The organism is Pseudoalteromonas sp. A22 (assembly GCF_018141345.1).
Taxonomy (GTDB): Bacteria; Pseudomonadota; Gammaproteobacteria; order Enterobacterales; family Alteromonadaceae; genus Pseudoalteromonas; species Pseudoalteromonas maricaloris.
The window spans coordinates 473431-499506 of sequence record NZ_CP047237.1 but is presented as its reverse complement, the minus strand read 5'-3'; the positions used below and the strand labels follow the sequence as shown (position 1 = coordinate 499506).

14 protein-coding genes are annotated in these 26076 nt (G+C 41.3%); 6 read left to right on the top strand and 8 right to left on the bottom strand.

Annotation, left to right across the window (positions count from 1 at the left end):
• Window positions 1-375 precede the first annotated feature (375 nt).
• Window positions 376-2643 carry an aminotransferase class V-fold PLP-dependent enzyme gene (locus tag GSF04_RS02015; RefSeq protein ID WP_211857355.1) on the bottom strand — a complete coding sequence of 756 codons (2268 nt, stop codon included), beginning with the start codon at window positions 2641-2643 and terminating at the stop codon, window positions 376-378.
• A 252-nt stretch (window positions 2644-2895) separates the two neighbouring features.
• Between GSF04_RS02015 and GSF04_RS02010 the strand changes: the two genes are divergently transcribed.
• Together GSF04_RS02010 and GSF04_RS02005 are read left to right on the top strand one after the other, a co-directional pair.
• Window positions 2896-3801, top strand: coding sequence for a sulfite exporter TauE/SafE family protein (locus tag GSF04_RS02010; protein ID WP_239360048.1), 906 nt, complete (start codon window positions 2896-2898; stop codon window positions 3799-3801).
• A gap of 269 nt (window positions 3802-4070) precedes the next feature.
• Window positions 4071-6482 carry a TonB-dependent receptor gene (locus tag GSF04_RS02005; protein WP_211857354.1) on the top strand — a complete coding sequence of 804 codons (2412 nt, stop codon included), beginning with the start codon at window positions 4071-4073 and terminating at the stop codon, window positions 6480-6482.
• 104 nt (window positions 6483-6586) lie between these two features.
• On the opposite strand, the gene GSF04_RS02000 is transcribed toward GSF04_RS02005, so the two are convergent.
• The 4 genes from GSF04_RS02000 to GSF04_RS01985 all read right to left on the bottom strand — a co-directional run bounded on the left by GSF04_RS02000 (window position 6587) and on the right by GSF04_RS01985 (window position 14762).
• Window positions 6587-7462, bottom strand: a complete 876-nt coding sequence (locus GSF04_RS02000; protein ID WP_045964527.1) for an AraC family transcriptional regulator — start codon at window positions 7460-7462, stop codon at window positions 6587-6589.
• Between the two features lie 121 nt (window positions 7463-7583).
• Window positions 7584-8786 carry a response regulator gene (locus tag GSF04_RS01995; RefSeq protein ID WP_211857353.1) on the bottom strand — a complete coding sequence of 401 codons (1203 nt, stop codon included), beginning with the start codon at window positions 8784-8786 and terminating at the stop codon, window positions 7584-7586.
• A gap of 46 nt (window positions 8787-8832) precedes the next feature.
• Window positions 8833-10038, bottom strand: coding sequence for an EAL domain-containing response regulator (locus tag GSF04_RS01990; protein WP_211857352.1), 1206 nt, complete (start codon window positions 10036-10038; stop codon window positions 8833-8835).
• 29 nt (window positions 10039-10067) lie between these two features.
• A complete protein-coding gene (locus GSF04_RS01985) occupies window positions 10068-14762 on the bottom strand; it encodes an ATP-binding protein (protein WP_211857351.1) in 4695 nt (1564 codons plus the stop codon).
• A gap of 70 nt (window positions 14763-14832) precedes the next feature.
• Here GSF04_RS01985 and GSF04_RS01980 point away from each other — a divergent pair, with 70 nt between their 5' ends.
• From GSF04_RS01980 to GSF04_RS01970, 3 genes are all read left to right on the top strand, one after another.
• Window positions 14833-15318 carry a GAF domain-containing protein gene (locus tag GSF04_RS01980; protein ID WP_039491849.1) on the top strand — a complete coding sequence of 162 codons (486 nt, stop codon included), beginning with the start codon at window positions 14833-14835 and terminating at the stop codon, window positions 15316-15318.
• Between the two features lie 504 nt (window positions 15319-15822).
• Window positions 15823-16713, top strand: a complete 891-nt coding sequence (locus GSF04_RS01975) for a cation diffusion facilitator family transporter (RefSeq protein ID WP_193522155.1) — start codon at window positions 15823-15825, stop codon at window positions 16711-16713.
• Between the two features lie 118 nt (window positions 16714-16831).
• Window positions 16832-19615 carry a response regulator gene (locus GSF04_RS01970; protein WP_211857349.1) on the top strand — a complete coding sequence of 928 codons (2784 nt, stop codon included), beginning with the start codon at window positions 16832-16834 and terminating at the stop codon, window positions 19613-19615.
• A gap of 45 nt (window positions 19616-19660) precedes the next feature.
• On the opposite strand, the gene GSF04_RS01965 is transcribed toward GSF04_RS01970, so the two are convergent.
• Window positions 19661-24148, bottom strand: coding sequence for an EAL domain-containing protein (locus tag GSF04_RS01965; protein ID WP_211857347.1), 4488 nt, complete (start codon window positions 24146-24148; stop codon window positions 19661-19663).
• A gap of 481 nt (window positions 24149-24629) precedes the next feature.
• Between GSF04_RS01965 and GSF04_RS01960 the strand changes: the two genes are divergently transcribed.
• A complete protein-coding gene (locus GSF04_RS01960; RefSeq protein ID WP_010375238.1) occupies window positions 24630-24824 on the top strand; it encodes a (2Fe-2S)-binding protein in 195 nt (64 codons plus the stop codon).
• 32 nt (window positions 24825-24856) lie between these two features.
• Here GSF04_RS01960 and bfr (GSF04_RS01955) read toward each other — a convergent pair whose 3' ends face one another.
• Complete coding sequence (gene bfr / locus GSF04_RS01955) at window positions 24857-25321, bottom strand: bacterioferritin (protein WP_010375235.1); 465 nt, start codon at window positions 25319-25321, stop codon at window positions 24857-24859.
• Window positions 25322-25336: 15 nt separating this feature from the next.
• Window positions 25337-25804, bottom strand: coding sequence for a bacterioferritin (gene bfr, locus GSF04_RS01950; protein ID WP_010607507.1), 468 nt, complete (start codon window positions 25802-25804; stop codon window positions 25337-25339).
• Window positions 25805-26076: the final 272 nt, after the last annotated feature.

Genomic DNA, 26076 nt, shown 5'->3' with positions numbered 1-26076 from the left:
TAGCGCTAACTGCGTTGAATTCACTTCCAATAGCCAGCTATTGGTGCGTAAATTCGCCTTGTTTTCCCTAAAACTCTCTGGCTAGACAAGGAAAAAACTAAGTTATTCTTTAGCAACAATGAGTTGGAACATTCCTTATCCAAACCTCAGGTTAAATAGCAAAATTTTCGTCTTGCCTACACGGATGTAGGTACCTTGGCGATAGCAGGACGCGGTAGCGGGGTTATCGACAAGATTTTCTCGCCTCAAAATGATCACTTAAATAAGCGAATTGGTATTCGTCATTTTTAGTATTCATACGGTAGTGATAAAAAGTGAGATCAAAAAAGCCCCATAGCAAGTGCTGTAGGGGCTTTAGAAAGGAAATAGGACAGGTTATGCTGATGGGATGAGTGCATATCCTCCTTTTAAATGTCCGATATTATGAAAGCCAAGTCTCGCCAGTGCTTGTGCGGCAACTTGTGAACGGCTGCCGCTTCGGCACACCAACACCAACTCTTTCGACTTGTCTTGACTATGTTTGCAAATAAAGTCAGTAAGGCGGGTGAGGGGCACATTTTGATCAAATGCTCTGTCGTGGTTTAGGGCATATTCATGCGGTTCACGTATATCAATTAACAGCACACCTTCGTTGTTAGCGATGTGAGCATTGAGCTCTTTTGTGGTGTACTCGTGCAGTTCAAATTGGTTTTTATTGCAAACCGTTGCGCCACACATGATCTCGCTGCCAGCCTCATCAACAATGTTTTTGTCTATTTGTGCCTTTTTCTCGACAAATACATCAACTGCAACGTCATGTTGAAGCACACTGTTTAATAGCAAATTACGATTACACTCTGCCGCTAGGGTAGTTGCAAACTCATTGTTGTAGTCGTGGCTTGGACATAACAAAGTATCGGTTTCGATAAGTTGAGCAAGTAGCTGAATACTGTGTAGCATCGCTTGTGATGAGCTGGTGGAGAAGTTGGTCCTACCAAGTGCTCCCATCAGGATTAGGTCACCACAAAAAACGTATCTAATGGTGTACTCACCTTGCTGTTGCTCCAATAGCATAAAGGTGAGGCTATCTTCCGTATGTCCAGGGGTGGCTAGTTTGGCAAGGCGGTAGTGACCAATAACTAGCGCTTCAAGTGACTGGCCTTTAAATTCAATGTGTGTAGCTTGAGTAGGCCAGCCTAAATGGTCACATGCTTGCTTTGGTAAATTCAGTGCGGTTCGACTCGATTCGTGATCGGCGTGCCCATGAGTATCAAGTGCTGCGAGCAGTGTCAGCTGCTGGCATTCCAGTATCGTATTAAGACGTTCTACCAGCTCAGGAAGTGGATCGATAATAATCGCCGTTTTTGACTGCTTATCTGCAAACAGCCAACAGCATGCACCACCCACTTTAAATTGTACTAGGCCGTCAAGTGCTTCTTTATTGTTAACGCCATTCGCCGCTTGCATGAGACAGCTGTGACCGAGTGCCTGAGCACAATGGAGAATGCGCTCACACGCCGCGTCTATTTCAGTTTGGGTTGTGGCAGGGCCAAAAGACAGTCGAATAGCCGATTCGCTTTGCCATGCAGGGAGTCCCATGGCATCTAGCACAAAACTGCGCGTTACCTTTGAACTGCACGCTGAACCCGAGCTGACACGGATGTTTGCTGCGTCGAACAAATCCATGATTTCTTTTGAGCTAAATCCCGGAATTGCAAAGTTTAGTGTAGTTGGAACGCTATTACTGAATTGATTATTAAATACAATTGTCGGGAACGCATCTTTAAGTGTTTGCGCCAGCTGATTTCGAAAATCGTGTAGTTTATCTACGCTTGCAAATTGGCTGTCATTTTCTTTTAGCAGTTCGTCAAAAATCACATTCAGTGCGGCAAGGCCAGGCAAATTTTCTGTTCCTGAGCGCAAACCGCTCTCTTGACCGCCTCCTGCAATAAATGGCGTAAACGGCGCGGTTTCTCGAATATAAACAAAACCGATGCCTTTTGGTGCATATAGCTTATGGCCGCTAAAAGGTGCGTAGTCAATTGTTGTTCTTGCTAGGTTTAAGCTGCGTTTTCCCAGGGCTTGCACACAGTCAACCATCCAAAAAATATCTGAATTATGCTTTCTTATTACTTCTTCTAATTTGTTCAGGTCTTGATATACACCGGTTTCATTGTTGACAGCCATAGTGCAAATCATTAGCGCATTAGGCACTTCACTGGCGATAAACGCTAAATCCAGATTACCTGCACCATCAACCGGGATGGCTTTGACATCGGCATTAATTTCTAAAATTTGATTCCAATGTTTGAGTGATTCAGGCACTGCTTTGTGTTCAGTAGCCCCGTAAAGTAGCGTATATTTTTTGTTTGGCTGTATCTTCTTTTTTACTTCACAAAGGGCTGATAGTATGCCGGTCTGGATGCCCTCGGTTGCGCCGCTGGTGAAGATCACTCGACCATGACCAGAACCTAAAACAGCACGTGCTTTTTGGCGAGTGTGCTCCATCAGTTGCTTCGCTTGAAGGCCTGTAATATGGCTGCTGCTGGGGTTGCCAAACATGGTTTTCATGGTAACCAATGCTGCGTCTGCTGCTTGCTCTAATACAGGGGTTGTTGCATTAGCATCTAGATATATTTGAGGTAACACCGTTTCTACTGTCATGACTGAGCCTTTAGGTATAAGCAAATTACCGATATAACAAAAAGTAATAAGTAATTATTTATAGTTATAATAAGGGAGATAGGCGTACGTTTCAACTATTGAGGATGTGTTTCTTGCAGACTAGATAGAGTGACGTTTAATGTAAAATTAATTTGAAAAAAATGTGCTCATCATGTTTAATTGCGTTCGCTCAAAGGCAATGCGAGCAAGGTAACTGTAATGGTAAGGAAAGGCTCTTAGAGTAATGGATGAATGATGTTGCAACGAATAACAAAACCGACAATGTGGCCGTTATTTTTTACACTGGGTGTGTACGCTACGTTGATCTGGGTACAAGGCTTTTATCAGGCACTTGGCCAAATTATCAGTGAATCCCATATTGCGCTTACCATGGCGTTGGGATCGTTTGTGGCTGGTGGAACGGCATTAGGTGGTGGCGCCGTTGCGTTCCCTGTGATGACTAAATTATTAGACATAGACCCCGCTACTGCCAAGGTATTTTCTCTCGCGATACAAAGCTTTGGTATGACGGCCGCGACCATTACTATTTTCTGTCGCCGTATTCCGGTATATAAAAACGTTATTTTAATGGCGTTGCCAATGGCTGCGCTTGGTGTAACGCTCAGCCTATTGTATATCGCGCCTCTGGCACCAAGGCTTCTCGTTAAGTCTATTTTTAGTTTTTTGTTGCTCTGCTTTGCACTAACACTGATTTTGAGATGGTGGCGTAAGGCACATCACCAACCAAGCAGTGAGTTTATCCAGCCTAAAATGCTACGCTTTATGGCCGTAGCGTTAATCGGAGGTATCGCGAGTGGATTAGTAGGGTCGGGTGCAGATATTGCACTCTTTGCCTTGTTGGTGATTGCTTATAATGCAGATGTGAAAAAGGCGACTGCAACCTCTGTCGTGGTGATGACGTTTACCTCATTGATCGGAAGTAGCATCAATGCGTGGCACCTCAATACGATCACCAGTGAAATAAACGGCTATTTGCTAGCGGCAATACCGATTGTAGTCGTTGGTGCTCCGTTAGGGGCTTATGTTTGTTCAAAAGTAAAAGTAGGGCACCTGGTCAGTTTTCTTTTAGTCTTGATTGGGCTTGAAGTGAGCTTTACCTGTTATGAGTTATATCCGACGCTGCTAGGATTGTTTTAATCTAATGCGGTTTACAAAATGGGGTAAGCCGCGAAGCGAGGAAATAACGAAGTTAGATTACTCTCGCTAAATAAAAATATCCATCCGTTACACTTTATTATCATCTTTGCGTGTATTGCAAAAAACATTACAAATTTAAAATGTAAATGATAGTTGTTATCATTACTATTGTTTTGCTAAACTTCGCCCCCTCTCTGATAAATTATTTTCTGAAATAGGTATTCGTGGCTATTTCAGAAAGATCCAATTGCGTAGTTTGGAGTTAAAAAATGCAATACTCTCGCTCTTCTGTTCTTTCCGCCTCATGCGTTGCAGTTAAGTTGGCTTTACTTGGTGCAAGCACAACGGCTTTCGCTTCTGAAGACATAGAAAAAATCAGTGTCTATGGCAAACATAATAAAATTATTTTGCAATCTGGAACTGCAACTAAGTCTAATATGGATCTTATGCAGACCCCCGCAGCGGTTGTTGTTGTTGACAAAGAGCTACTAGATTCGCAAAGCGCAGCGACTTTACAAGAAGCACTACGCAACGTAAGTGGTTTATCTCAGGCAGGTAATAACTACGGTATTGGTGATTCGCTAATGGTTCGTGGTCTAGGCGTAAACTATACCTATGATGGTATGTATGGTGGTGCTGACTTAGGGAACAGCTTTAACCCAACACGCTCCTTAACCAACATCGAAAGTATTGAAGTGTTAAAAGGTCCTGCTACTGGCCTTTATGGTATTGGTGCAGCAGGTGGTGTAGTCAACTTAGTCGAGAAAAAGCCTCAATTTGAACAGGCGCTCTCAATTAACGGTAAAGTGGGTGCATGGAATACTTATGGCTTGGGCGTTGATTTTACAGATGCAATTACTGACCAGTTTGCCTACCGTGTTGTTGCAAACCATGAGCGTAGCGACGGCTATCGAGATCTAGAATCTAATAGAGACGAGATCTATGCAAGCTTACGTTTCGACCCAAGCAGCGAGCACTCATTTTTACTTTCAACGGCTTATATTGATGATTCGCAACAAGTAGATTCAATTGGCGATCCTGTACGCATTATTAACTGGGATAGCATTACTGGGCAACCAGGACTGGTTACAGCTGATCGCTTGCCAAATGACCCACAATATGATGCTGAGAAAGGTAAGTGGTTAGGTGTACAACTGAATGATGAACAGCGCGCGCAACTTGCTGAGTCAATCCGTATTGGCGATGGCTTAAAGCCTTTCAATCTTGGCGATGGGAATCTTATTTCTCCTTTATCTCGTCCAAATGAAGGTGAAGAGTTACGGATAAAGCTTCGTCATGATTGGTACTTAAATCGCAGCTCAAAGCTAACCCAGCAGATCTTATGGCGTAGTTACGATTCGGATTTTGTTCGCCAAACAGGTGCTTATAATTATGTTTATTGGGAGCGCAATGGTGTGATCAATGCAAACCCAAGAGCCCCGCTTGTGATTGATGATGTGCTATATCCTTATGCAGCTCGCCGTCAAGAGTATCGCCGTCAAGTTGCCAGCGAAAAAACTTGGCAGTACTTTGCTGATTTACAGTTAACTTGGGATATGGGTTCTTTGAGCGGTGAGCACTTAGTTAGCGTTAACTATGAAAATCGTGATATGCGCTTAAAAAGTTGGTCTGCATATGATGCCGATGGCAAAGGCTCAATTCCATATATCTTAGATATTCGCGAGCCAAACTGGCCGACAGGCGAATTCGAGGATTATAACCCATCGCTACGTAGTAACTACGATAAAACACTTACGGCGTATGGCATTAGTGCACAAGAAGTGGTGTATATCACTGATGCACTAACTGCTCGTGCTGGCCTTGCATATACTAGCGTTGAACAAAAATATCAGCATTTAGGGACTGACCGCTCACCTGAAGAGAGTGAAGAGCTGGACACTGATGATGCTGGTATGACGTATAATATTGGCTTGAATTATCAAGTGACTTCTCAGCTTTCTGCTTTTGTAAATATGGCAAAGGGTCGTACTGCATACAGTGTACTGGGTAGCCTAGAAAATGAAGCTGATGCGAACCGTAAAAACAGACCTGACTCGGAATCTGAAACGTTAGATATTGGTGTGCGTTTTACTGCGTTTGACGAAGATTTATTGGGGTCATTAGTGTGGTTTGAAACTAAACGCACAAACCTAATGTATAACAACCCAGAGTATAACGAGCAGCCTGGTGAAGACTACAATGTGAGTGTTCCACGCTATTTCTTCGATGATGAAGATGAGTCAAAAGGTGTAGAACTTGACTTAAATTTAGCATTGAACGACCAAATCAGTGTGAACATGAACGCAACCTATCAAGATGCTGTTGAGATCCGTTCGAATGAGCGCTCAGGCCAAATGAAAGGAGTGCCGAAAAAGTTTGCCAGTACGTGGGTTAAATATACTCAACCCGTAGATTGGTTTGAGGGGGCGCTAGAGTACAGTCTTGGCATTAACTACGAGAGTGAACGAACAATTAACTCTGTTTCTTTCGGTCTGCCTACGGCAACCATTGATGGCTATACCCGCTGGGATGCTGCAATTAAGTTCGATGCTGAGCAGTTCGATATTCAGCTCAACCTTGAAAACCTAACTGATGAGCGCTATTACAGCAAAGCATTGTTTTTAGGCGGTACGCCTGGCAACGAGCGTAATGCTAAGTTGAGCTTTAACTATAGGTTCTAATTGGTTCACAAAGAAGAAGGAGGGAAGTCCCTCCTTTTTCTTTCTAAGCAGTCGATGCTTAGTCACGTTTAGATCAGTTAACCCCTGAACAGGATAAAAAGTAGTTATTTAATGTAACAAGTGATACGAGTGAGAAGCTCGTGTGGTGGTGTATCTCTGACATCATTTAAGTACTCTTCGATAACAGGCACATCGGCAGGTTCAAACTCACTGTTAGGTAACCATTGTCCAAACAGATACTCGTAAGGCGTTTCAAGAGAAGCATAGTCACCTTGGTAAAGTAAGCTAGCTGTTTTGCCCGGTGGAATGGCGAATTCACAAAACCCCTCTGGGAGAGATGCTGTTGTCTTTGGCACTAAAATTGTTGCTATTGATTTCAGTTTGCTTTCCTCGACGGTTTTTGGGTCGTCAAAATACACACCAAAGAAACGCGTATCTTCACCTAATAAGCCTTGTTGCTGCGCCAGTACGTTTAACTTCTCAAATGCTTGACCGATTTGCATGTAATCGCCATGGTGCTCAAGTCCGATTAACATCATTTGCTCATTACTGCCTATTTCTACATTAAACATATTCGAATCCTCATCTACCTTAATGATATAAAACTCGGCCGCACAGCCTTTTGCCTTAGCCTGTTCATGTTGGCGAAATAGGCTAGGTGGTTGCTTATATCGTTGAGAAAATGCTCGGCTAAACGCTTCAATACTTGCGTAGCCAGTTTGCTCAGCCACCTTTGCAATGGAGTCTTGGGTGCGAATTAACATACCTGCTGCAACATGTAGTCGCATTCTTCTCACGGTTGCATTGATGGTTTCCCCTGCGATTGAGCGATAAACACGGTGAAAGTGATAAGTCGACATATGGCATTGATCAGCAAGCGTGATCACATCAAGTTCGCGATTAATATTGTTATAGATGTAATCAATAACAGTATTTAAGCGAGTAGTGTAATGGCTCAGGGTCGTTGCTTTTCTAGTCATCGTTCACTTCGTTGTTGGTTTATGCGGCCAATTACAACTCCGAAACTTACGTCAGAGCTGATATGGCTTATCATGGCAGAACTCGATTTGATAATGTTTGCTGATTTGTACTTTACGCAACTTATTGGTTTTCCGTAAGTGCTTTTTCCACGGCTTTTAAAATAGATGATTTGGTAGACGGTTTGGTGATGTACCCTGTGAGCCCCAAAGACGCCCACTTTCTGATTATATCTTTGTTTTTATTGCTAGTTAGCGCAATGATAGGAAGCTTTTTGCAATGTGGAATATTGCGAATGTTTTTGGTTGCATTGTAACCATCAAGCTCTGGCATAAATAAATCCATAAACACCATAGAAAACCTGTGCTTTCGCAACTTTTTAATTGCGCTCAACCCACTGGTGACACTTTCTACTTTGTATCCTTCATCACGTAGGATCTTGGCTATCATTTCTCGATAAATTTCGTTGTCTTCCACCACCATTATTTTTACTTCTTCTTGCTTGGTTTCAAGTGCTTGTGGTTCGCTGACATCGACTTCACCCGTATCACCTACTGGCAATACATTTTGCGCTAATTGCGCGCACTTAGAGTTGTCTTTTTCGCTCAGCAATGCAGTAAGCTCAGCGATAGAGAATTGTTTGTCTTTTAATCGCTTCGTTAATTCATGAACACTCTCGGCAAGCTGATGTTCTAATTCATCCAAAAGTGGTGATAAATGTTTTTGTTTTAGTTCATTTAGTAAGTCATCTTGAACTTTATTAATCCCTTTTTCATTGTCGAGATTACGTCTTACCGTTTGTAGCGTCTCATCCGCTTTTTGATGGTACAAGGCTGCATCATCAATCAATTGCTTTAGTTTGTCATCTATGCGACCAAAATGTTCCTCTCTGATTTTGGCAACTTCAGATGTGCCTTCTGTGCGAACTAAGGCATTATGTAGGATCATACGAAATCGGTAGTTCTCATACATAGGTTTGTAGACAAAGTAATCGGTAAAAATACCTTTCATACAACACCGAAAGGCCACGCCTGATTCTTTATTTTCACACAGTAAAATATTCTCATGAGCATAGTTAAGTAAGCCGTGCTTGGCGAGCAAGCTATAGATTTCGACACTTTTCGCGACCGTTTTTCGAGCAATAACGATGACATCTGGTGGAGACTCAGTTAGCACTTCAGCTACTTCTTTATGACTAGTGAGAGTACGGTATTCATTGACTTGAGAAGCGACAATATCGACAACGCCAGTCATTTCAGCTGGATCGTCGCAAATAATAATCACTTTTGGATGTCGTTGTGCGTGTTCAACGTCTTTTTTATGCATAGATTCCCTCTGGCTATGAGAGTACAACAAAGCCCATTAGTTTTAATTATTTACTAGAATGAGACTTTTGCAATGCGGATTCTGAGACAGTTTGCAAAAACTCCGATGGCGTACAAGGTGGGTAGTAATAGTAGCCTTGAACCGATTCTACTTCGTAGCTCTGTACAACGACAAGGTCCTCAACCTCTTCGACACCCTCAGCGACGACTTCTAGTCCAAGTTGGTGAGCCATCTCACAGGTGCTCGCGATAATGACGCGTTTGTTGGGTTGCGTTGAACAGCCATCAACGAAGCATCTATCGATTTTGAGTTCATCAAACGGCAGCTCGTTAAGTTGCTTAATAGAAGAATATCCAGTACCAAAGTCGTCAATAGACAGCTTAAAGCCTTTAAGTTTTAAACGCAGCAACACATCAAGCGCGCGCTTGATGTTATCTAACAAGTGACTTTCAGTTAACTCTAAAGTGATTTGAGAGGTGGGTGTGCAATACTCTTCGCAAATGGACTCGAGTTTTTCTGGGAGTTTTATATCTTCAAGCTCTTTAACGCTCAAATTAATACTGAATTGAAGCGATTTAAGAATATCTCGATTATAGCTAAGCAAGGACAAAGTCTGTTTTAATAAACTATATGAAAGCAAATGAATAAGATTATGCTCTTCCATTGTCGCGATAAACTGTGAAGGTGGCACAGTGCCATCGGTATTATGATGCCATCTCGCAAGTACTTCTGCGCCAATAATTGCACCGGATGGACTTGCGACTTTTGGTTGGAAATAAGCACAAAACTCTTCTCGCAATAACCCCTCATAGATCTCATCTTTACTATAGTTTTGTAGTGCGTGTTGGGACTTGGTGGATGTATTTTGAGACAGGAGCTGACTGTAAAGTTCTTTAAGTTTGGTTGCAGAGAGTGGCTTTTCTAAACTAGATATAATGGTGAGGCCATGAAGCTCAGCCAGCGCAGCGGTATTTTTGATAAATAGGCCTTTTTCGCCACTTAGTAATGCGATAGGTGCTTGGATGCTTAGTTCGGCAAATTTCCGCAATATCTCTACACCATCCATTTGCGGCATGTTGATATCAAGCAAAATAAGGGAAGCTTGATGGAGCTCTTGACTTTCTAATGCAGATAGGCCGCTATTAAACCCTTTAAAAGTGCATGGTGTCTGGTTAGAAATCAACAATTGCAATTGCGTAAGAATAAGCTCGCTATCATCAATCGCAATAATAAGGTGCTTTTCATTTATCATACATACTAGACCTGAATTTTTAGCACGTGTTAAGTTAGATCTTCCACATTAAGTATAGAAGCGATTTCAGCTTGTGCATTATCAAAAAGCATCAAACATTGATTCAATAAATTTTCAATTTTTATCTGCTTACCCTCACTTGCAGCATGCTCAAGTTCTGCCATTTTTTCAGAGAGTTGTGTTGCGCCGACTGCTTTTGCCGAGGTTTTCCCTTGATGTGCAATATTCTTGACACTTTCAGGATGTTCTAGGTCTACCCCTTGTAACAGTTTTTTTGTGTCGTCAACAAAGCTTCTTAAGAAAATACTCTGTAGCTCTTTATCTGTACCTACATATTCACTGAGTATCACCAAATCGATATGTCTGGTTGGCGCATCTAGTTCCTCCATCAGTGAGGGAGTATTCTCCGCTTCTTGGCTGTTTGTTGGAATGTTGCTTGAAAACCATTTTTTTAGCTTTTTGTTTAATTTTTGCAAGACAATGGGCTTTGCAATGTAATCGTCCATCCCGGCGTTAAAGCAAATATCTTTCTCACCGTCTAACGCATTAGCCGTTGCTGCAATGATAGGAATGTGCTCTAGATTGCGTTCACGTTCATGCTCGCGACGCTGTTTCGTGAATTCATAGCCATCCATCACTGGCATATGGCAATCCGAAATAATAAGTGAAAAGTGATACTGTTCGAGTAGTTGCAAGGCAACTTTACCATTGTCGGCGATAATGCATTGATAGCCTAGCAGTGCCAGCTGTCTTTTGAATAAATCCTGATTATAAACATTGTCCTCAACGACTAAGATTAGTTTGTTAAGTGCTTGGGCATCACTAATTGTAGGCAATGTCTTAAATTTAGTATCGCTGTCGTCATTTGTTGATTCACTGTCGATTAGCCCTTCTAAGGTAGCGATGTGTGAAACGACTTTATAAGCGTAATAAGGATATAGCGCGAGGTTTGAGACGTTGATATTATTTGCATGCGGAAGCTTATCCTGATTATTGTCTAGCAAAATATACTTGCACTCGCTTTCCGCGATGAAAACTTCTTTTCCTTCTGTAGTGAGTTGTTGGAAGGCCTCTGCAGTGATAACGAGATAATCAAATTGTTGACTATCAATTAGTTGCGCATTAAACAGTTCTCGAGGGAATATTTCACATTGGGCTTCATAGATGCGAAGTTGATTTTGCAGGTCTTTTTCAAATTTGTCCTCGTCGCCCACTACGGCAATTTTTAGTCTGTCTAAGGTTAAGCTAATAGCGCTGGTTTGTTTTGGCACTTCACAGTATGGCAGAGTAACAATAAAGTTGCTGCCAAAACCCTCTAGGCTTCTACAGTCAATTTCCCCCTCCATCATGGCAACAAGTTTGTGGGTAATGGAAAGGCCCAGTCCGGTACCGCCATATTGGCGTTGAATACTGCTATCTGCTTGAACAAATGGCTTAAAAAGGTTTTCTACTTGTTCTTCGGACATACCTTTACCATTGTCTTTCACGCTAATTTCCATATAACCATCATCGGGAGAGCGCCCAATAGTCACTTCTACAAAACCGGAGGCTGTGGCGGTAGTTTTGGTGAATTTTAACGCGTTACCGATTAGATTTAATAAAATTTGGCGCAGTCTAACCGGATCCCCTAATTGCCAATTCGGTAACTGTGGCGAAAGATAAAAGGCAAGCTTGAGCTTTTTAGAGTCCGCTTGATATGCAAGTAGCTCCGCGAGTTCTTTAATAATTTCTTGCCAGCTAAATGGTGTGGATTCAAGTTGCATTTTTCCAGCTTCGATTTTTGAAAAGTCTAATATGTCGTTAATTATTCGAAGTAGCACCAATGCTGAACTTTTTGCGACTTTGGTGAGGTGAGATTGCTCATGATCAAGGTTAGATTGGGCAAGAATATCCAGCATGCCTACCACGCCGTTCATCGGCGTTCTTATCTCGTGGCTCATTGTTGCTAGGAAACGAGACTTTGCTTCACTTGCTTGCTCTGCTTTTATGCGAGCTTGCTCAAGCTCTGCAGAAAAGTTGATACTTTTAGTGATATCATTCTGGTAGATGAGAGTGTATTTCCCTGAATCTGTGGTGATGTTTTTCACTAACACGTTGAACCAGTGCAGGATATCTTCACTGACATACTGGCACGTCGTTAGTGCTTGATATTGTTCTTTGTCTTTTGCCTCTTCTAACATGGACAGTAATTCGCTATTGTCTGTCATTGGAAGCTGGGTAATAAATGCTATAACGTCAGAGCCTTTGTTGAGAGAGCTTCCCATGAATTGGTATTCGTTGTGATCAGTTCTTTTGATGTGTTCGTTAAACTGATTCAGCATAGCTATATGCTGGTCTTCATCAATTAGCAGGATAAATGCTGGAAATGAATCAATGGCTTCTTGAAGCAGCTTTTCTGTCGACTTTTGGACTTTAAGTAAATGCTGCGCTGACATTCTTTCCACATCAGCTTCATGCATTTTTTCTAGGGCCTCTTTTCTCGCAGCGACGAGTTCCTTTTGTATTCTCTTTTGGCGATTGCTTTCATTAACTTGATTCGTTACATCTTTTACAACCCCGACAACAAATTGCGAATTTTCACTTGAGTAGTATTTTAAATTGAGAATGACATTTAGATATCTAGTTGAAGACTCGTCTCTTATTGTCAATTGAAGTTCACTAGATTGATCGTGAGTTAAGGAACGTAAGTTTGATTGCAACTTCTTCCTATTGTCACTATCGAGCAATTTTATAATTGGTTTTAAATTATGGTACTCAAGTTCGGGAGTTAAGTTAAACAGCGTCCTAAAGCCTTCAGAGGTATGTGCTAGTTGTTGCCCAACAGCCACCTCAAAACTGCCGATGGCGGCAAGCTTTTCAGATGAATTCAATAAAGTTTGGCGCTTTTGGATAGCGTCTTTTGCAGCTTGCTTGTCTAATTTTGCTTTTTGTTGGGCGCGATAGCTAATTGCTAAACCAAATAAGCAAAATGCAACTAATGACAATACCTGCCAGATAAACTTAATTTCTATAGTGTAGAAGAGATCTTGATTAAATGCTTCACGTGAATAGGCATAGGTACCCACTTGAAGCTCCTGATCCCAGATTTTTGCACTTAGAAAGTCGGTTTGGTCAAGATTATTAGTAAGCAGTAATTGGCTTAATGGAGTATGTGTGCCGCTAATTTTAATCGCTTCGACTTCCTGCTTAGTGTAGTAACCTGATGCGTTTTCTAGGCGAGTATCAAGGCTGAGTTCTAGGCTGCCAAGTAACACATCTAGTTGAGCTTCGTACCAATACAGTGTTTGCGTCAGCCCCTTATCGGATAGCCCAAGACCCGTCATAATCAATATACGGTGACCATCATTACCCCTTATGATTTGTGTAACTACCCCTCCACGGTGCAAACTTTCTTGATATTGAGAATAAAACGACGCGATCTGGCTTTTGTCTATATACGGAGTGTTATTAAGCTTATTAACGTCTAGCGTTTGCAACTGAGATGGTTTAGTGAGATTGGCATTGGTACCAATACTGGCATATCTAAGGCTTTCTATATGTGGCTTATACCATAGCGTTTTAAGGTGGTTGATACGCTCTAATGAGTGGTTGTTTAGCTGCCTAAGAGTTTGCACTTCAGAGAGGTACAATAGCTGCTTTTGGCTTGCAAAATGTTCCACAAATAGCACGGCAAGTACTGACGAAAATATTACAATGAGCTGTGCAGTTTGTGTTCTAAGCGGTGCCGTTTTATATATTTTTAATTCGGTAAACGCTTTAATCAATAGGCAAATTAAAATGATATAAAGCAGTGCAATAGTTAAAGAGATAATGAGTGAGGTTTGAGCTCGCTCTTGTGACTTTTGTATAGATGCAGCAGCTGAGTCCTTCATATATTTAAGTAAATTCAAGCTACCACTAGCGAGCAGGTTCAAATAGGCAGTACTGTTATCCCACCACACATAGTGTGGTAAGTTGGCTTCAGCTCCACGGCTAAAGCGGTTTAGGGCTGAGGTGACATAGTCATACTCTCTAGACGCCGTAGCAGCATTGTATAGCTGTACGGTATTTTGATTATCTTTGAGGCTGTCCATCAGTGTGACATGAGTGGCGTAGTATTGTAGCGCGCTTCTCATTGCACTTAATCTAGTGGCCTCTTCATCTGCCGTTAGGTATCGGCTGATCTTAGCTCTGAGTCTGCCCCCTAACTCTATCGCTCTGATAAGTGTGTGAATATTCTGATACTGTGTTTTGTCCTCGTTGCTACCAAAGTTATGGATGAAGGACTGCTCAGTTTGTATGTTTCGGACTGTATCGATTAAGTGATTTATCAAAATTGTGTAGCGAAGAAATAGTTGCTCGTGATTGATATTTGCTTGTCTATTGAGCTTTCTCAGTGTTTGTATATCGTCTTTTATGGTCAATTGAAACTGATCGAAGTTATTAATGCTCGTGAGTTTTTCAGCTGTGAGTCTTATTATTTTTTCGTCCGTTTCCTGATAATATGCAAGTAGCCGCGCGTCGTGTTCTTCCTCGGACTTAAATCCCGTGGACATGCCGCGTTCACGTTGCAGACTAAAGATCACTTCAATCGCTTTATCTAGGGCGGAAAGGTTGTTGTAGTATAAAGTCAGACTCTGGTGAACCACACGATTTTTATTAAACTCGTTGATTTCGAGGTAAAAACCACTCAAGCAGACTAGGGAAAAAAGGGTTAGGGAGATTATTTTAAAATACTTGCTCACATTTGCCACCTGCGTTATCTCACAAAACAAACTATAGTAGAAATATAAACACTGTCTAATTAAGTAGATTATGAAAATCCCTGAGTTACCTAAAAACGAACCCGCTAGGTTACATGCGCTTAGGGAGCTTGCGATACTCGATACAAAACCAACACTTGAATTGGACCGAATTACTCAATTTACTGCCCATGTTTTTGATGCTCCAATTGCGTTGGTAAGTCTTGTTGACAAGGACAGGCAATGGTTTAAATCCCGCTTTGGATTAGATGCTGAGCAAACGTCTCGTGACGTTTCATTTTGCGGCCATGCAATATTAGAAGACACGGTATTCGTAGTTTCCGATACGCTCGAAGATCCTCGCTTTATGGACAACCCTTTGGTGTTAAATGCCCCTCATATTCGATTTTATGCGGGTGCGCCTATCATATTGTCTAGCGGTTTTCGCGTTGGAACTGTGTGTGTTATCGACCTAGAGCCCCGAGAGTTGAGTGAAGCTGACTGTGAAATACTAAGGCAAATCGCAAACGACGTTGTGACTCAACTGGAGAAAATCTAATTGTACTTTGCCACAAGTAAAAGCGATAAGCGCTAAAATTCCATCAAGTCGGCCGTTACAGCCGCAAATGTTAGTGCATTTAACTCGTGGAAACGTTACAATTGAGACTGTATATCATTGCCATTTAGGGCAATGTTTAAACGATAACTAACCTGAGGTTTGGATAAGGAACGAGGTAACTCATTGTTTCTAAAGTAACATTAAATTACTTCTTTATCTAGCCAGAGAGTTTTGGTGATAACTAGGCGAATTTGCGCACCAATAGCGGGCTATTGGAAGTGAATTCAACGCAGTTAGCGCTAAAACTGGCTGCTAGAAATGCATTAATTATCCTAAGCTCAGGTTAACTACGTATATTTCTAGATTTATTTCTGTATTTTTGAATCACAGCTTTTTCCTACACGGTATAAAAAGATAAGGTGAGGTGCATTTAGTCAAGTGGCTCCATCTTATGCTGTGGTTGTACGTAGCATCTTATATTAAATTAGGTACACGACTCATTTCATGACAGATATCACTACGCACCAAGCTTCTCGCCGAAGACTACTGATTGCGCTTGCAATCACTTGCTCTTTTATGATCATTCAAGTTATTGGTGCTTATTACGCTAATTCTCTCGCAGTATTGGCTGATGCTGGACACTTGTTTGTTCACAATAGTTCTTTGTTTATCGCGTTGATAGCGTCAAGTGTGGCTGTTTATCTTGCTAAAACATATAACGATGGTTACAAGCGGGCTGAATATACTGGCGGGCTTATCAATGGCATCCTCTACCTTTCAATTGCGGTAATTATTTTACTCGAAGGGAGTGAGCGGTTGTCTCATCATGCGGGCGGTCATGACCTAGAGGTGAACAGCTATTTAATGTCTATGATTGCTGCAATTGGGTTTTTGTTTCACGGCGCTTCCGCTTGGGTGTTGTACAAAGGCCGTAAAGACAGTATTAACGTCTATGCTGTTTTCTTGCACTCATTTTTTGATTTACTTTCCACCATATCGACATTTATCGCAGGTGTGATCATACACCTCACAGGCTGGGAGGTGGTTGATATTCTCTCAAGCATGCTGATTTCCGTCTTTGTATTGTTTACAGGTATTAGGGTGATAGTTGCTTGTCTTAAAGGGCTTGCTACACCTCCAGAAGTTTTGCCTACGGTTCAAGAAGTTGAGAGAACGATTGTGTCTACCGAGCATGTTGAAAGCGCCCATAATATTACGGTTAGCAAAATTGATGGGGCGGTTGTCGTTGGTGCACATGTGGTATTAAAGCATCACTGTACTATTGAATCTCATGATTCAGCGTGTCGTGTAGAAGTGGAAGAAGCGTTGAAAAAGTCCTTTAATGTACTGAGTAGTGTGCTACAAATAGAGAGCCATGATTGCCCTCATCATTAGGGTAAACATATCCTAATGTGTGATATATTTTTTAGTTATTTGTTACACTACCTTGGCAGGTTTTAAAATATTTTTTATTGTTATACATAGGCAGTATCACAAACCGGTGGTGTAACATTTGAATCAAAAGCAAGCGCTCATCATAACTTTAGTCTTAGGTGTATTAGGCGGGCTGGCCAATCTGTTGCCAATTTGGTTTTTGGATAGCTCTGAGTTTCTTTTTGGCCAGCTGTTTGTACTATTTATCCTGCTACTATGCGGATGGCGCTATGCCATTATTGCTGTGATTATTGGTGCCGGCTTTATTTGGTATCGATGGGAGCATGCTTGGCCCTCTGTGGTTTTTTTCTTCGAAGTGTTGTGGCTTCACTTTGTTTGTGTCCGTTTCGCCAAGCCATTTTTTGTTCGGGGTATCGTTTATTGGATTTTGTTGGGTTTGCCTGCATTATTTATTTTTGGCTATTTTGCCCTCGAATTACCGTTACTCGTTATATTCACTGCACTGGCTAAGTACCTAATCAATGCAGGGATTTGTCTCGCTGTGGTCGACTTGCTGAGCTTTTTCTTTACTCGCAGCAAGTGGCAAGGGATGCCGCTCAATCAAATTCTTAATTCTACCGTCAACCTTGTTATCGTTTTGGTTGTATTGATGACAACCGTTGTATTGACAAACAATTACTACAAAAGAATTGAAGCTGAGATAAAAACACAGCTTGAAGAAGCCTCTGGTTCTATTGTCGCTCAAATTGATGACTACCTTGATGCATATCGTCGCGCGATGGTGATATCCGCAACAGATGTATCCTTAGGGATTGATGCCGACTATGTTATCGAGCGTTTGCTAAAAACTCATGCGAATTTTAGAACCGCGATTGTCGCGGACAAAGATGCTAATGTCACTCACCTTTATCCGCAGCATTTTGCTGATACGATGAAGGGAACAAATGCCAATGTATCTGATAGAGATTATTTTATTAAAGCATCTGAATACCCAGAAGGATTTGTTTCAGGCATATTTCAAGGACGTGGTTTTGATGAAGCACCTATCGTAGCAATTTCAGCACCAATCTTTATCGCTGAAGAGTTTAAGGGGATTGTGGAAGGGTCTTTAATATTTGGCTCGTTTGAACGCTTTATTCCAAAAATTCTTGCTGAAGATGCTAATTTGATTGTGTTGGATAAACACAAAAGGGTCGTTTATAGCTCGTTAAAGACCGAATTTAAAACCCTAGATATGCCAAGTGATGTGGTGTTGCAAGCCTTATTTGATAAGGAATCCTCAACTTTTGAAGATTCTACCGAGCAAATCTTATTTAAACAGGCTGCGGTATCTAAACAATATGAATGGTCAGTTATCACTATGCTCGACCGTAAATATCTTAACTTAGTTGCTGCTGAGGCTTGGTCAGATGCATTGGGACTTGCGCTTGCGATTATTATATTGAGCTCTATTTTTGTCCGTCAGCTCACGCGATTGTTGGTGCGTCCAATTGTGGCGCTCAGTCATGATATTCGTGCTTACGAACCTTCAACTTTAATCGAAAATTCGGCTAATGCAGACAGCAGCTTTCTAGAAATAATTGAGTTGCAGCAACAGTTCAATCAGTTGGCGTTTAAGCTAACACTGAGTTTTACAAAACAAAACCAAGCAAGCTTGGAAAACGAAAGACTTAACCGCAAGCTTACCGACTTCAATCGTGAGTTAGAGCAGCAAGTCGCTGAGAAAACGGAAGAGCTAACCAAAGCCGTTGAAGCCGCTAATGCCGCCAACCATTCCAAGAGCCGGTTCCTCGCCAATATGAGCCATGAAATTAGAACGCCGTTAAATGGAATTATCGGTATGTCGGATAGCTTGATCAGAGAGCAAAGCCTTAGCAATGAGATGGCAGACCAAATAACAATTATACGGCAATCGGCAAAGAATCTAATGCTTATCCTCAATGATATTTTGGATTATTCTAAAATTGAGGCGGGGGCTTTAAAAATAGAACGTCGAGTTGTGAATTTGCAAGAAATGCTCGACAGTTTGGTCAGCATTTTTAAAATTTCCAATGTCAGATATGGCGTTGAGTTTAAGTACGAAAAGGGTAGTGAACTACCTACATACCTTGAATTAGATGAACTACGCGTATCACAAGTGGTAAATAATTTACTCAGCAATGCTGGAAAGTTTACCAACAAAGGCCAGATCACATTCTCCGTCCATTATGACAGTGGGATATTAAAGTTTACCGTTGCTGACACTGGGATCGGCATTTCAAAAGCACAACAGGAAACGTTATTTCATGAGTTTACTCAAGCAGATCTTTCAACCACAAGAAAGTTTGGTGGTACCGGACTTGGCTTAGCGATTTCTAAAAAACTAGTTGAAGCGATGCATGGTGAAATAAGGATTCACAGTGAGCTTGGGCTTGGTAGTCAATTCTATGTAGATATTCCGGCCTCAAAAGGGCAGGGGGTCAAGAGAGAGCAACAAGAAGTTGGGGCACCTGATTTCAACGGCCTTGATATTCTATTGGTAGAAGACAATAAAATTAACCAAGTGGTTGTTGGTAAGTTGCTCGAGAAAACCCATTGCTTGTTAGACAAAGTGGATGACGGAGTCGAAGCCTTAGTAGCGATGAAGGCGAAGAACTATGCCTTGGTTTTAATGGATTGCCAAATGCCGAATATGGATGGTTTTGCTTGTACCAAAGCAATCAGAAACGAGCCAAATATATACGGCAATCCACATATTATTGCGATAACAGCCAACGCCTATGAGGAAGATAAACAAAAATGTATCCAGGCGGGCATGGATGATTTTATTGCAAAACCCATTGATATTAATGAACTCTATCAAAAGCTTAGTGAATGGCAGCGCTCAGAACTGCCTGATAATGAAACGCTAGATAAGGGCTAATGCTTGTTAGCCCGCAGTCACTACATTAAAGTATTGAGCCCGAGATCAAGCTCTTGAGCGTTCATGCTGTTCGTAAAATGCCAGTAAATCGTCAATCGCCATAGGCTTTGCGAAGTGATAGCCTTGCATATATTCACAGCCTACGTCTCTTAGGTAATTAAGCTGAGATTCTGTCTCTACACCTTCTGCAATACACTTCATGTTTAAGCTTTGTGCCAGTAAATAAATGGTTCTAATGATAGATTTATTCGCGGGTTTTGCGCTCATGTTACGTACAAATCCTTGATCAATTTTTATGATATCAAGAGGGAACTCATTCAGGTACGTAAGTGACGAAAAGCCGGTGCCGAAGTCATCGAGTAGTAATACAAAGTCAGCCCGTTTCATTTCGTTGATAGTTGCCCGAGCCTTAACCATATCAGACATAAAGATTGACTCGGTGATTTCAAGTCTTAAACACCGGTTAGTGAGACCATGCGCTTTTAAAATCTCAGTGAATTGGTGGGCAATGTCTGAGCGTAAAATATGAACTGCGCTTAAATTAAGAGATAAATAAAAGTCGGGTTCTTGTGTAAACAATGGACGCAATTCTATCAAGGCTCTGATAAGCGCTTGTTCAGTCAAGGTTTCAATCAAACCGCTTTCTTCTGCGATTGGAATAAAATCGCATGGAGGAATTAGCATGTCATTATTGCGCCAGCGCATAAGTAATTCTACGCCTGCAAGCTGACCTGTAGTGGTATTGATGATCGGCTGATAGTGATTGAAAAACTCACCGTCTTTAACCGCCGTTTTCATTGCGGTTTCTAACCGAAGCTTTTTACTGATCTCTTCATTCATTGACTCAGTAAAGAACTTGAATGCATTTCTTCCCGACTGCTTTGCATGGATCATGGCGATATCCGCGTTACGGATCAAGGATTCTGAGTCCGGTGCATCGAATGGATAAACCGCAACACCAATACTGGCAGATACACTCATGGTGATCCCATCAATTTCAATACGTTCGGGTATGTGCTTCACTAAGCGGGTAACTACTTCACTCACATATTCGATACTAGGGAAGGACTTAATTAGCACGAGAAACTCATCGCCGCTCTGTCTTGCTAAGATACAGTTATTATTTATTTGCTCTTTGATCCGTTTGGTTATCGCGACCAGTAATTTATCGCCGATATGGTGTCCGTAGGCATCATTGATTGGTTTAAATTTATCTAAATCAATAAAGAGTAGGGCGCAGCTTTGCTGTGTGTTGTTTGCGTTAAACAGTGCAAATTCAATATGCTGTAGCATCAAGCTGCGATTTGGTAGCTCCGTCAAAGCGTCGAAATTGGCGAGATATCTAAGTTCATTCTCGGCTTTCTTTTGCTCTGTCAGATCGGTAACAACGACCACGAAGTATTGGAGGTTCACATTGTCCTTGGAAACCGCGCTAATACTAAGTTGAACCGGGTGCACTTTATCCCAGCCGTCTGTAACTTGAACTTCCTGTCTTAGATATTGATTCGGTCCAAGAGATTTTAAATTTGCAATTAAACCGTGGAACTTCTTTTGCCCGATAGCATTAACAAAACGCTCGGTCGTTAAGTCGTTTAACGCTTCGTTTTCCTGCAGTTGAAACGCTCTACAGAAGCTACTATTGACTGAAATGGGTTGTAAATTAGGGTCTAAAATCAAAATCCAATCGTTCACTTGGCTGAAGGCCTCGCCCAGCATATTTGCGCGCATCTGGTTCGCTTTTTGAGTGGTTACATTGGTATAAATGCCGTGCAGTTCAGTGGCTTTACCTTGTGAGTCAAATTCTGCAACTTGGCCAAAGTCATGAAACCAATGCCAATTATTGTCTGCGCAGCGCAGTCGATAAGATAGAGAGAGCTGTTCTTTAGTGGGGTTGGAAATAAATTTCTTCCAAGCACGTTCGACGAGTTCTCTATCATCTGGATGAATGGCGTTATAGTGCTCTTGCAGCGTCATCGTATCGCTCTCAAAGCCCAGCGCTTCGGCCCGCTGTTGTGTGATCTGGCGTGCAGCGAGATCCGCCGACCAAACACCGCTTTTAGTTGATTTCAACGCCAGTTTTGTCTGTCTTCCCGCATGCGTTACGGCTCTAAGTGCCGTTTCAAGCTGACGTTGTTTTTGTTTGTGCTTAATAATGATGAGCAATATCAGCGCGAATGCACTTAGACTGTATAAGCTTAATGCAAAAGGCGAGCGCCAAGGAGAGTGGGCAACATTAAAGCGCAAGTTGAGTGCGTTGCTAAGGTCTTCACTGTCAAGTGAACGCGGTGCAATGATTAACTGATAATCACCAGGGAGTAATTGATTTAGAAATACTTTATTTCGTTTTAAGCTTGAAAACGTCAGTGCACTTGGGCCATGCAAAGAAGCTTGGTATTGAATGTGATGATCGGCATTGAAGTCAAAGTCAGAAAACTGTAGTTCTATGCCCATGTCGTCAAACTTAAAATCAAGTGCTTGCAAAATTGCGTCAGGGGCTAAGTAGGTTTGATCTCTGCTTAAGATATCCATTTGGGTGATCAGTAGTGGGCGGCGCTTAACAGCACTATCTGAAAACTGTTCCGGATCGAAAGTGATAGAGCCGTTTACTGTGCCGAACATCAGCTTGCCAGATTCAAGTGCTGCTGCAGCGCCGCCGTTAAACTCAAGCGTCGGCAGACCTTGATTCGTTCCGAAGGTTTCCAAGACTTTATTTATTGGGTCAAATTTAAACATGCCGCGTTGACTGCTGGCCCAAATCATTCCATCTCTATCTAACAGGAGATTGTAGATAGCATTACTCATCAAACCTTGTTCAGTCGTTAGCTTGTATTCTTCGGCGTAAGTATCTTTATTGATCCCGACAAGACCTTCGGTTGAGGTTGCCAACCATAGCGTTCCAGCTCTATCTACTACCCAACTATTAACGGCTGAGACCAAGTGTTTATCCGATTTGTTGTAAATCGTTGTTAGGGTATCTGTTGACTCATTATATTTGACCAAACTGATGTCCGTACTTATCCAATATTCATCATCGGTCGCACCCAAAGGCGGCAGGATCAAAAAGCTTTGTGCCGCTGCCAGCTGTTTTGATAATCCCTCTAATGCGCGTACCGTATTGGTGGCTGCATCATATTCGTAAAATCCATTGCTATTGATAAATGGAAACTTGCTTTCTGAGTACTTAGCGATACCCCAACTATATGGCTCAAGTTTGTCACCACTTTCAAGCGTAATTGGGCTTAGCTGTTTGGTGTCGATGTTAAGTAGCGCGGTCTCTTGAGTTGTTTGGATTAGAAAGGTATTTTCGTCGAAATGTGAAGAATTAAAAATAGAGAATACGGCATCTGCTCCGTATAGTGCTTTTGCATCTCTATTTTGCAAATAGCTAGATTTCAATTGGCGGGTGCTTAAATCAAACTCGTTAATGCCGTTATCTGTACCAAGGAGCACCGTATTTTTGCTGGTAGGATGAATTGACCAGATATTGTTATTGGCAAATCTGTCTTGAGTACTGATGAATGTGGTAAAACGTAGGGAGCTGGAAGGCCATAAATATGCGCCATCATTATATGTACCCATCCATAGGTTGTTGTTTCTATCTGCGTAAAGCTTAGTGATACTGGGATTAGTGAGGCGATATTGTCCCTCGGTTAAGGATAGGACTTTTGAGCTGGTTTTTTTTCTTCTATCAATAAGAAACAATCCATGCTCCGTAGCAATAAACTCGCCATAGGGAGTGATTTGGTGTCCCCAAATATTTTTCTCAGGAACAAGCTCATAGCTTTTTGAAGCAACCAGTGTTTGGTTACTGACTGGGATGACATATAAACCTTCTACAGTACCAACAAGGAGTCCCAACGATGGGTCGCGTTTGAGTAATTTAACATCATGACTGAGTTCTGATTTTGAATCAGTGTAACTTATTTGCTCTACGTTACCGGTTGCAAGAGAATAAGTGAACAGGCCTTCTGTTGTACCAATAATCACAAAGTTACCGATAATGTTTATGGCGCGAATGTAACTACTTGGTTTGAAGTGAGTGAGTAATTCAGATTTTAACGTATTGCTGTCTAATGTGTAGAGGTCGCTTTCAATGGAAAAGATGATATTTTCTCGATGACCAACAGCTGTGGCGATGGGTTTTGGAACTGCGTTATTGTCTTGGCGTTTACCGTCGTAGATTTGTTGAATTGTGTAGTCATCTACATTTAGTAAAAACGCGCCGCTGGCACCTGTAGAGATCAAAAGCTCATCATTCGATATATTGAATAACCCAACTATTTCTTGTTCATCAAGACCCTTAGAAGCGGCAATATTAATGAGTTGATTGCCGTCATAACGGTTTAACCCTTGCAGAGTACCTATCCAAATGAAGCCATGTTTGTCTTGTGTTATGGCAGTGATTGCAGATTGGCTTAAGCCTTCTTCGACAGAGAATCGAGAAGTATATTGGCCGAAGTTATGGGCGTGACTAGGCGCGACTATGCAACACAAAGAAAATAATATAAAAAAACACAATAGCGCTTGCTTCATTAAAAGACCTTTCTCTATCCAATCTCATTTAGTCCTTTAACAACATGTTACCAAATCAAACTAAGCTGATCCGCGCTAATAAAACTGTTAGCGGTGACGCGCAGTCTAGCGGAAATACTAGATTGAAATCAACTTAAACCTTGGTTTTTATGTAATACATTTAACAATTTATACATGTTTAAGGTTTGTCATTTGTAGCAAATAAAACAATCTACTTGGATGCAAGAGCACCCTTACTCTTATGTGTAAAGTAACGCTTATCAAGTTAATTTAAGCGTAGCAGTTTTATTGGATTTTTCTTAATTTTATAGAAATAACCATCGGCTAGAGAAAGGTGTTTTGCTGAGCATGAATCACTAAGTCTTTGCAGCAGCTTACAAAGAAAAATAATTCGCATTTATAGCTAAGGTATGTGTTGATAATTGTTATCGTTTAGATTAAACTTGTTTGCAGTTAATGAGTTTGAGATTGGTTTTCATTTATGTACGTATGCATTTGTCATGGTGTTACAGATAAAAAGATTGCAGAGACGATAGACAATGGTGCTCGTTCGATGCGTGATCTTAGCCAGACATTATCTGTTGGTAAGCAGTGTGGAAAATGCTGTAACTGTGCGAAGAAAATTTTAAATGAAAAGCTGATTGCTATTGTTGATGTCACGGATCAGGTTGCGTAACAACACATTATCACGCAACCTCAATTCAATACTTATAGTTGAGACTGTAAGTAGTTTTCTATTCCCATCACCTTAATTAGGTGCTGCTGAGTTTCAAGCCAGTCAATTTGCTCTTCTTGCTCGTTTTGAATTTTGTCTAGCGCTTCACGGCTAATGTAATCTTGCTTTTCTTCACACAACTTAATTGCTGCTTGCAGATCAACCAAAGATGCTTGCTCAAATGCCATATTGCAATCAATCATCTCAGCGCTGTTTTCACCAATCTTTAAACGACCTAAATCTTGTAAATTAGGCAGGCCTTCTAAGAACAAAATTCGCTCGATAAGGCGGTCAGCGTTTTTCATTTTTTGGATTGAAACTTTATAATCCGCTTTATCTAACTGGCTAAAACCAAAGTCTTTAAACATACGTGCGTGCAAAAAGTATTGATTGATACCCACCAATTCATTGGCCAATACTTTATTAAGCGCTACGATTACTTCTCTATCACCTTTCATTTGTAGAGTCCTTAATTAAAGCTGAGATTGGATATAATTAGGAGCACCGATAAGATCAATCAGGCGAATTTGCTGCTCTAGCCAGTAAACATGATCTTCTTCTGTATCAAACAACAGCTTTTCAAGCGTTTCTCGAGATTGGTAATCTTGCTCTTCTTCACAGATTTTGATTGCTTCTTTAACGCATTCGACGACTTCAAGCTCTAGTTTTAAGTCGTTTTCCATCATAGACTTAACATCTTGGCCGATGAGTAGATCACGACGTTTTGTCATGTTAGGTACCCCTTCCAAGAAAAGAATGCGTTTGATCAACCAATCTGCATGCGTGGTTTCTTCTTCACGTTCATGCTCAAGGCGTTGGTATAGTTTGCTCAAACCCCAATCTTCGTACATACGTGAATGGATGAAATATTGATCGATAGCTGCAAGCTCATTGGCTAATAGCTTATTGAATGCGTCGATGACTTTTTGTTTACCTTGCATGCTGTTACCTCAAACTGTGAATATGCGGCTAGTCTAACGGATTTATGTGATGTGTCAATGAAAAATCTTTATAAAACAGTGTGTTATATATTGATTATAATTCGCATTTAAGTTGATATTTTGGCCTAACAATGCAAATTATTGTTATTTCATTTTGAGTAGGATCAGTAATGACAGCAAAAAATAAGACTTAAAGCTTAGCGCTACTATTGACAGAACAAGTGCAGGTGGTAAATTGACATCGATCTTTTGTGTTAAAGAGAAATGTAGAT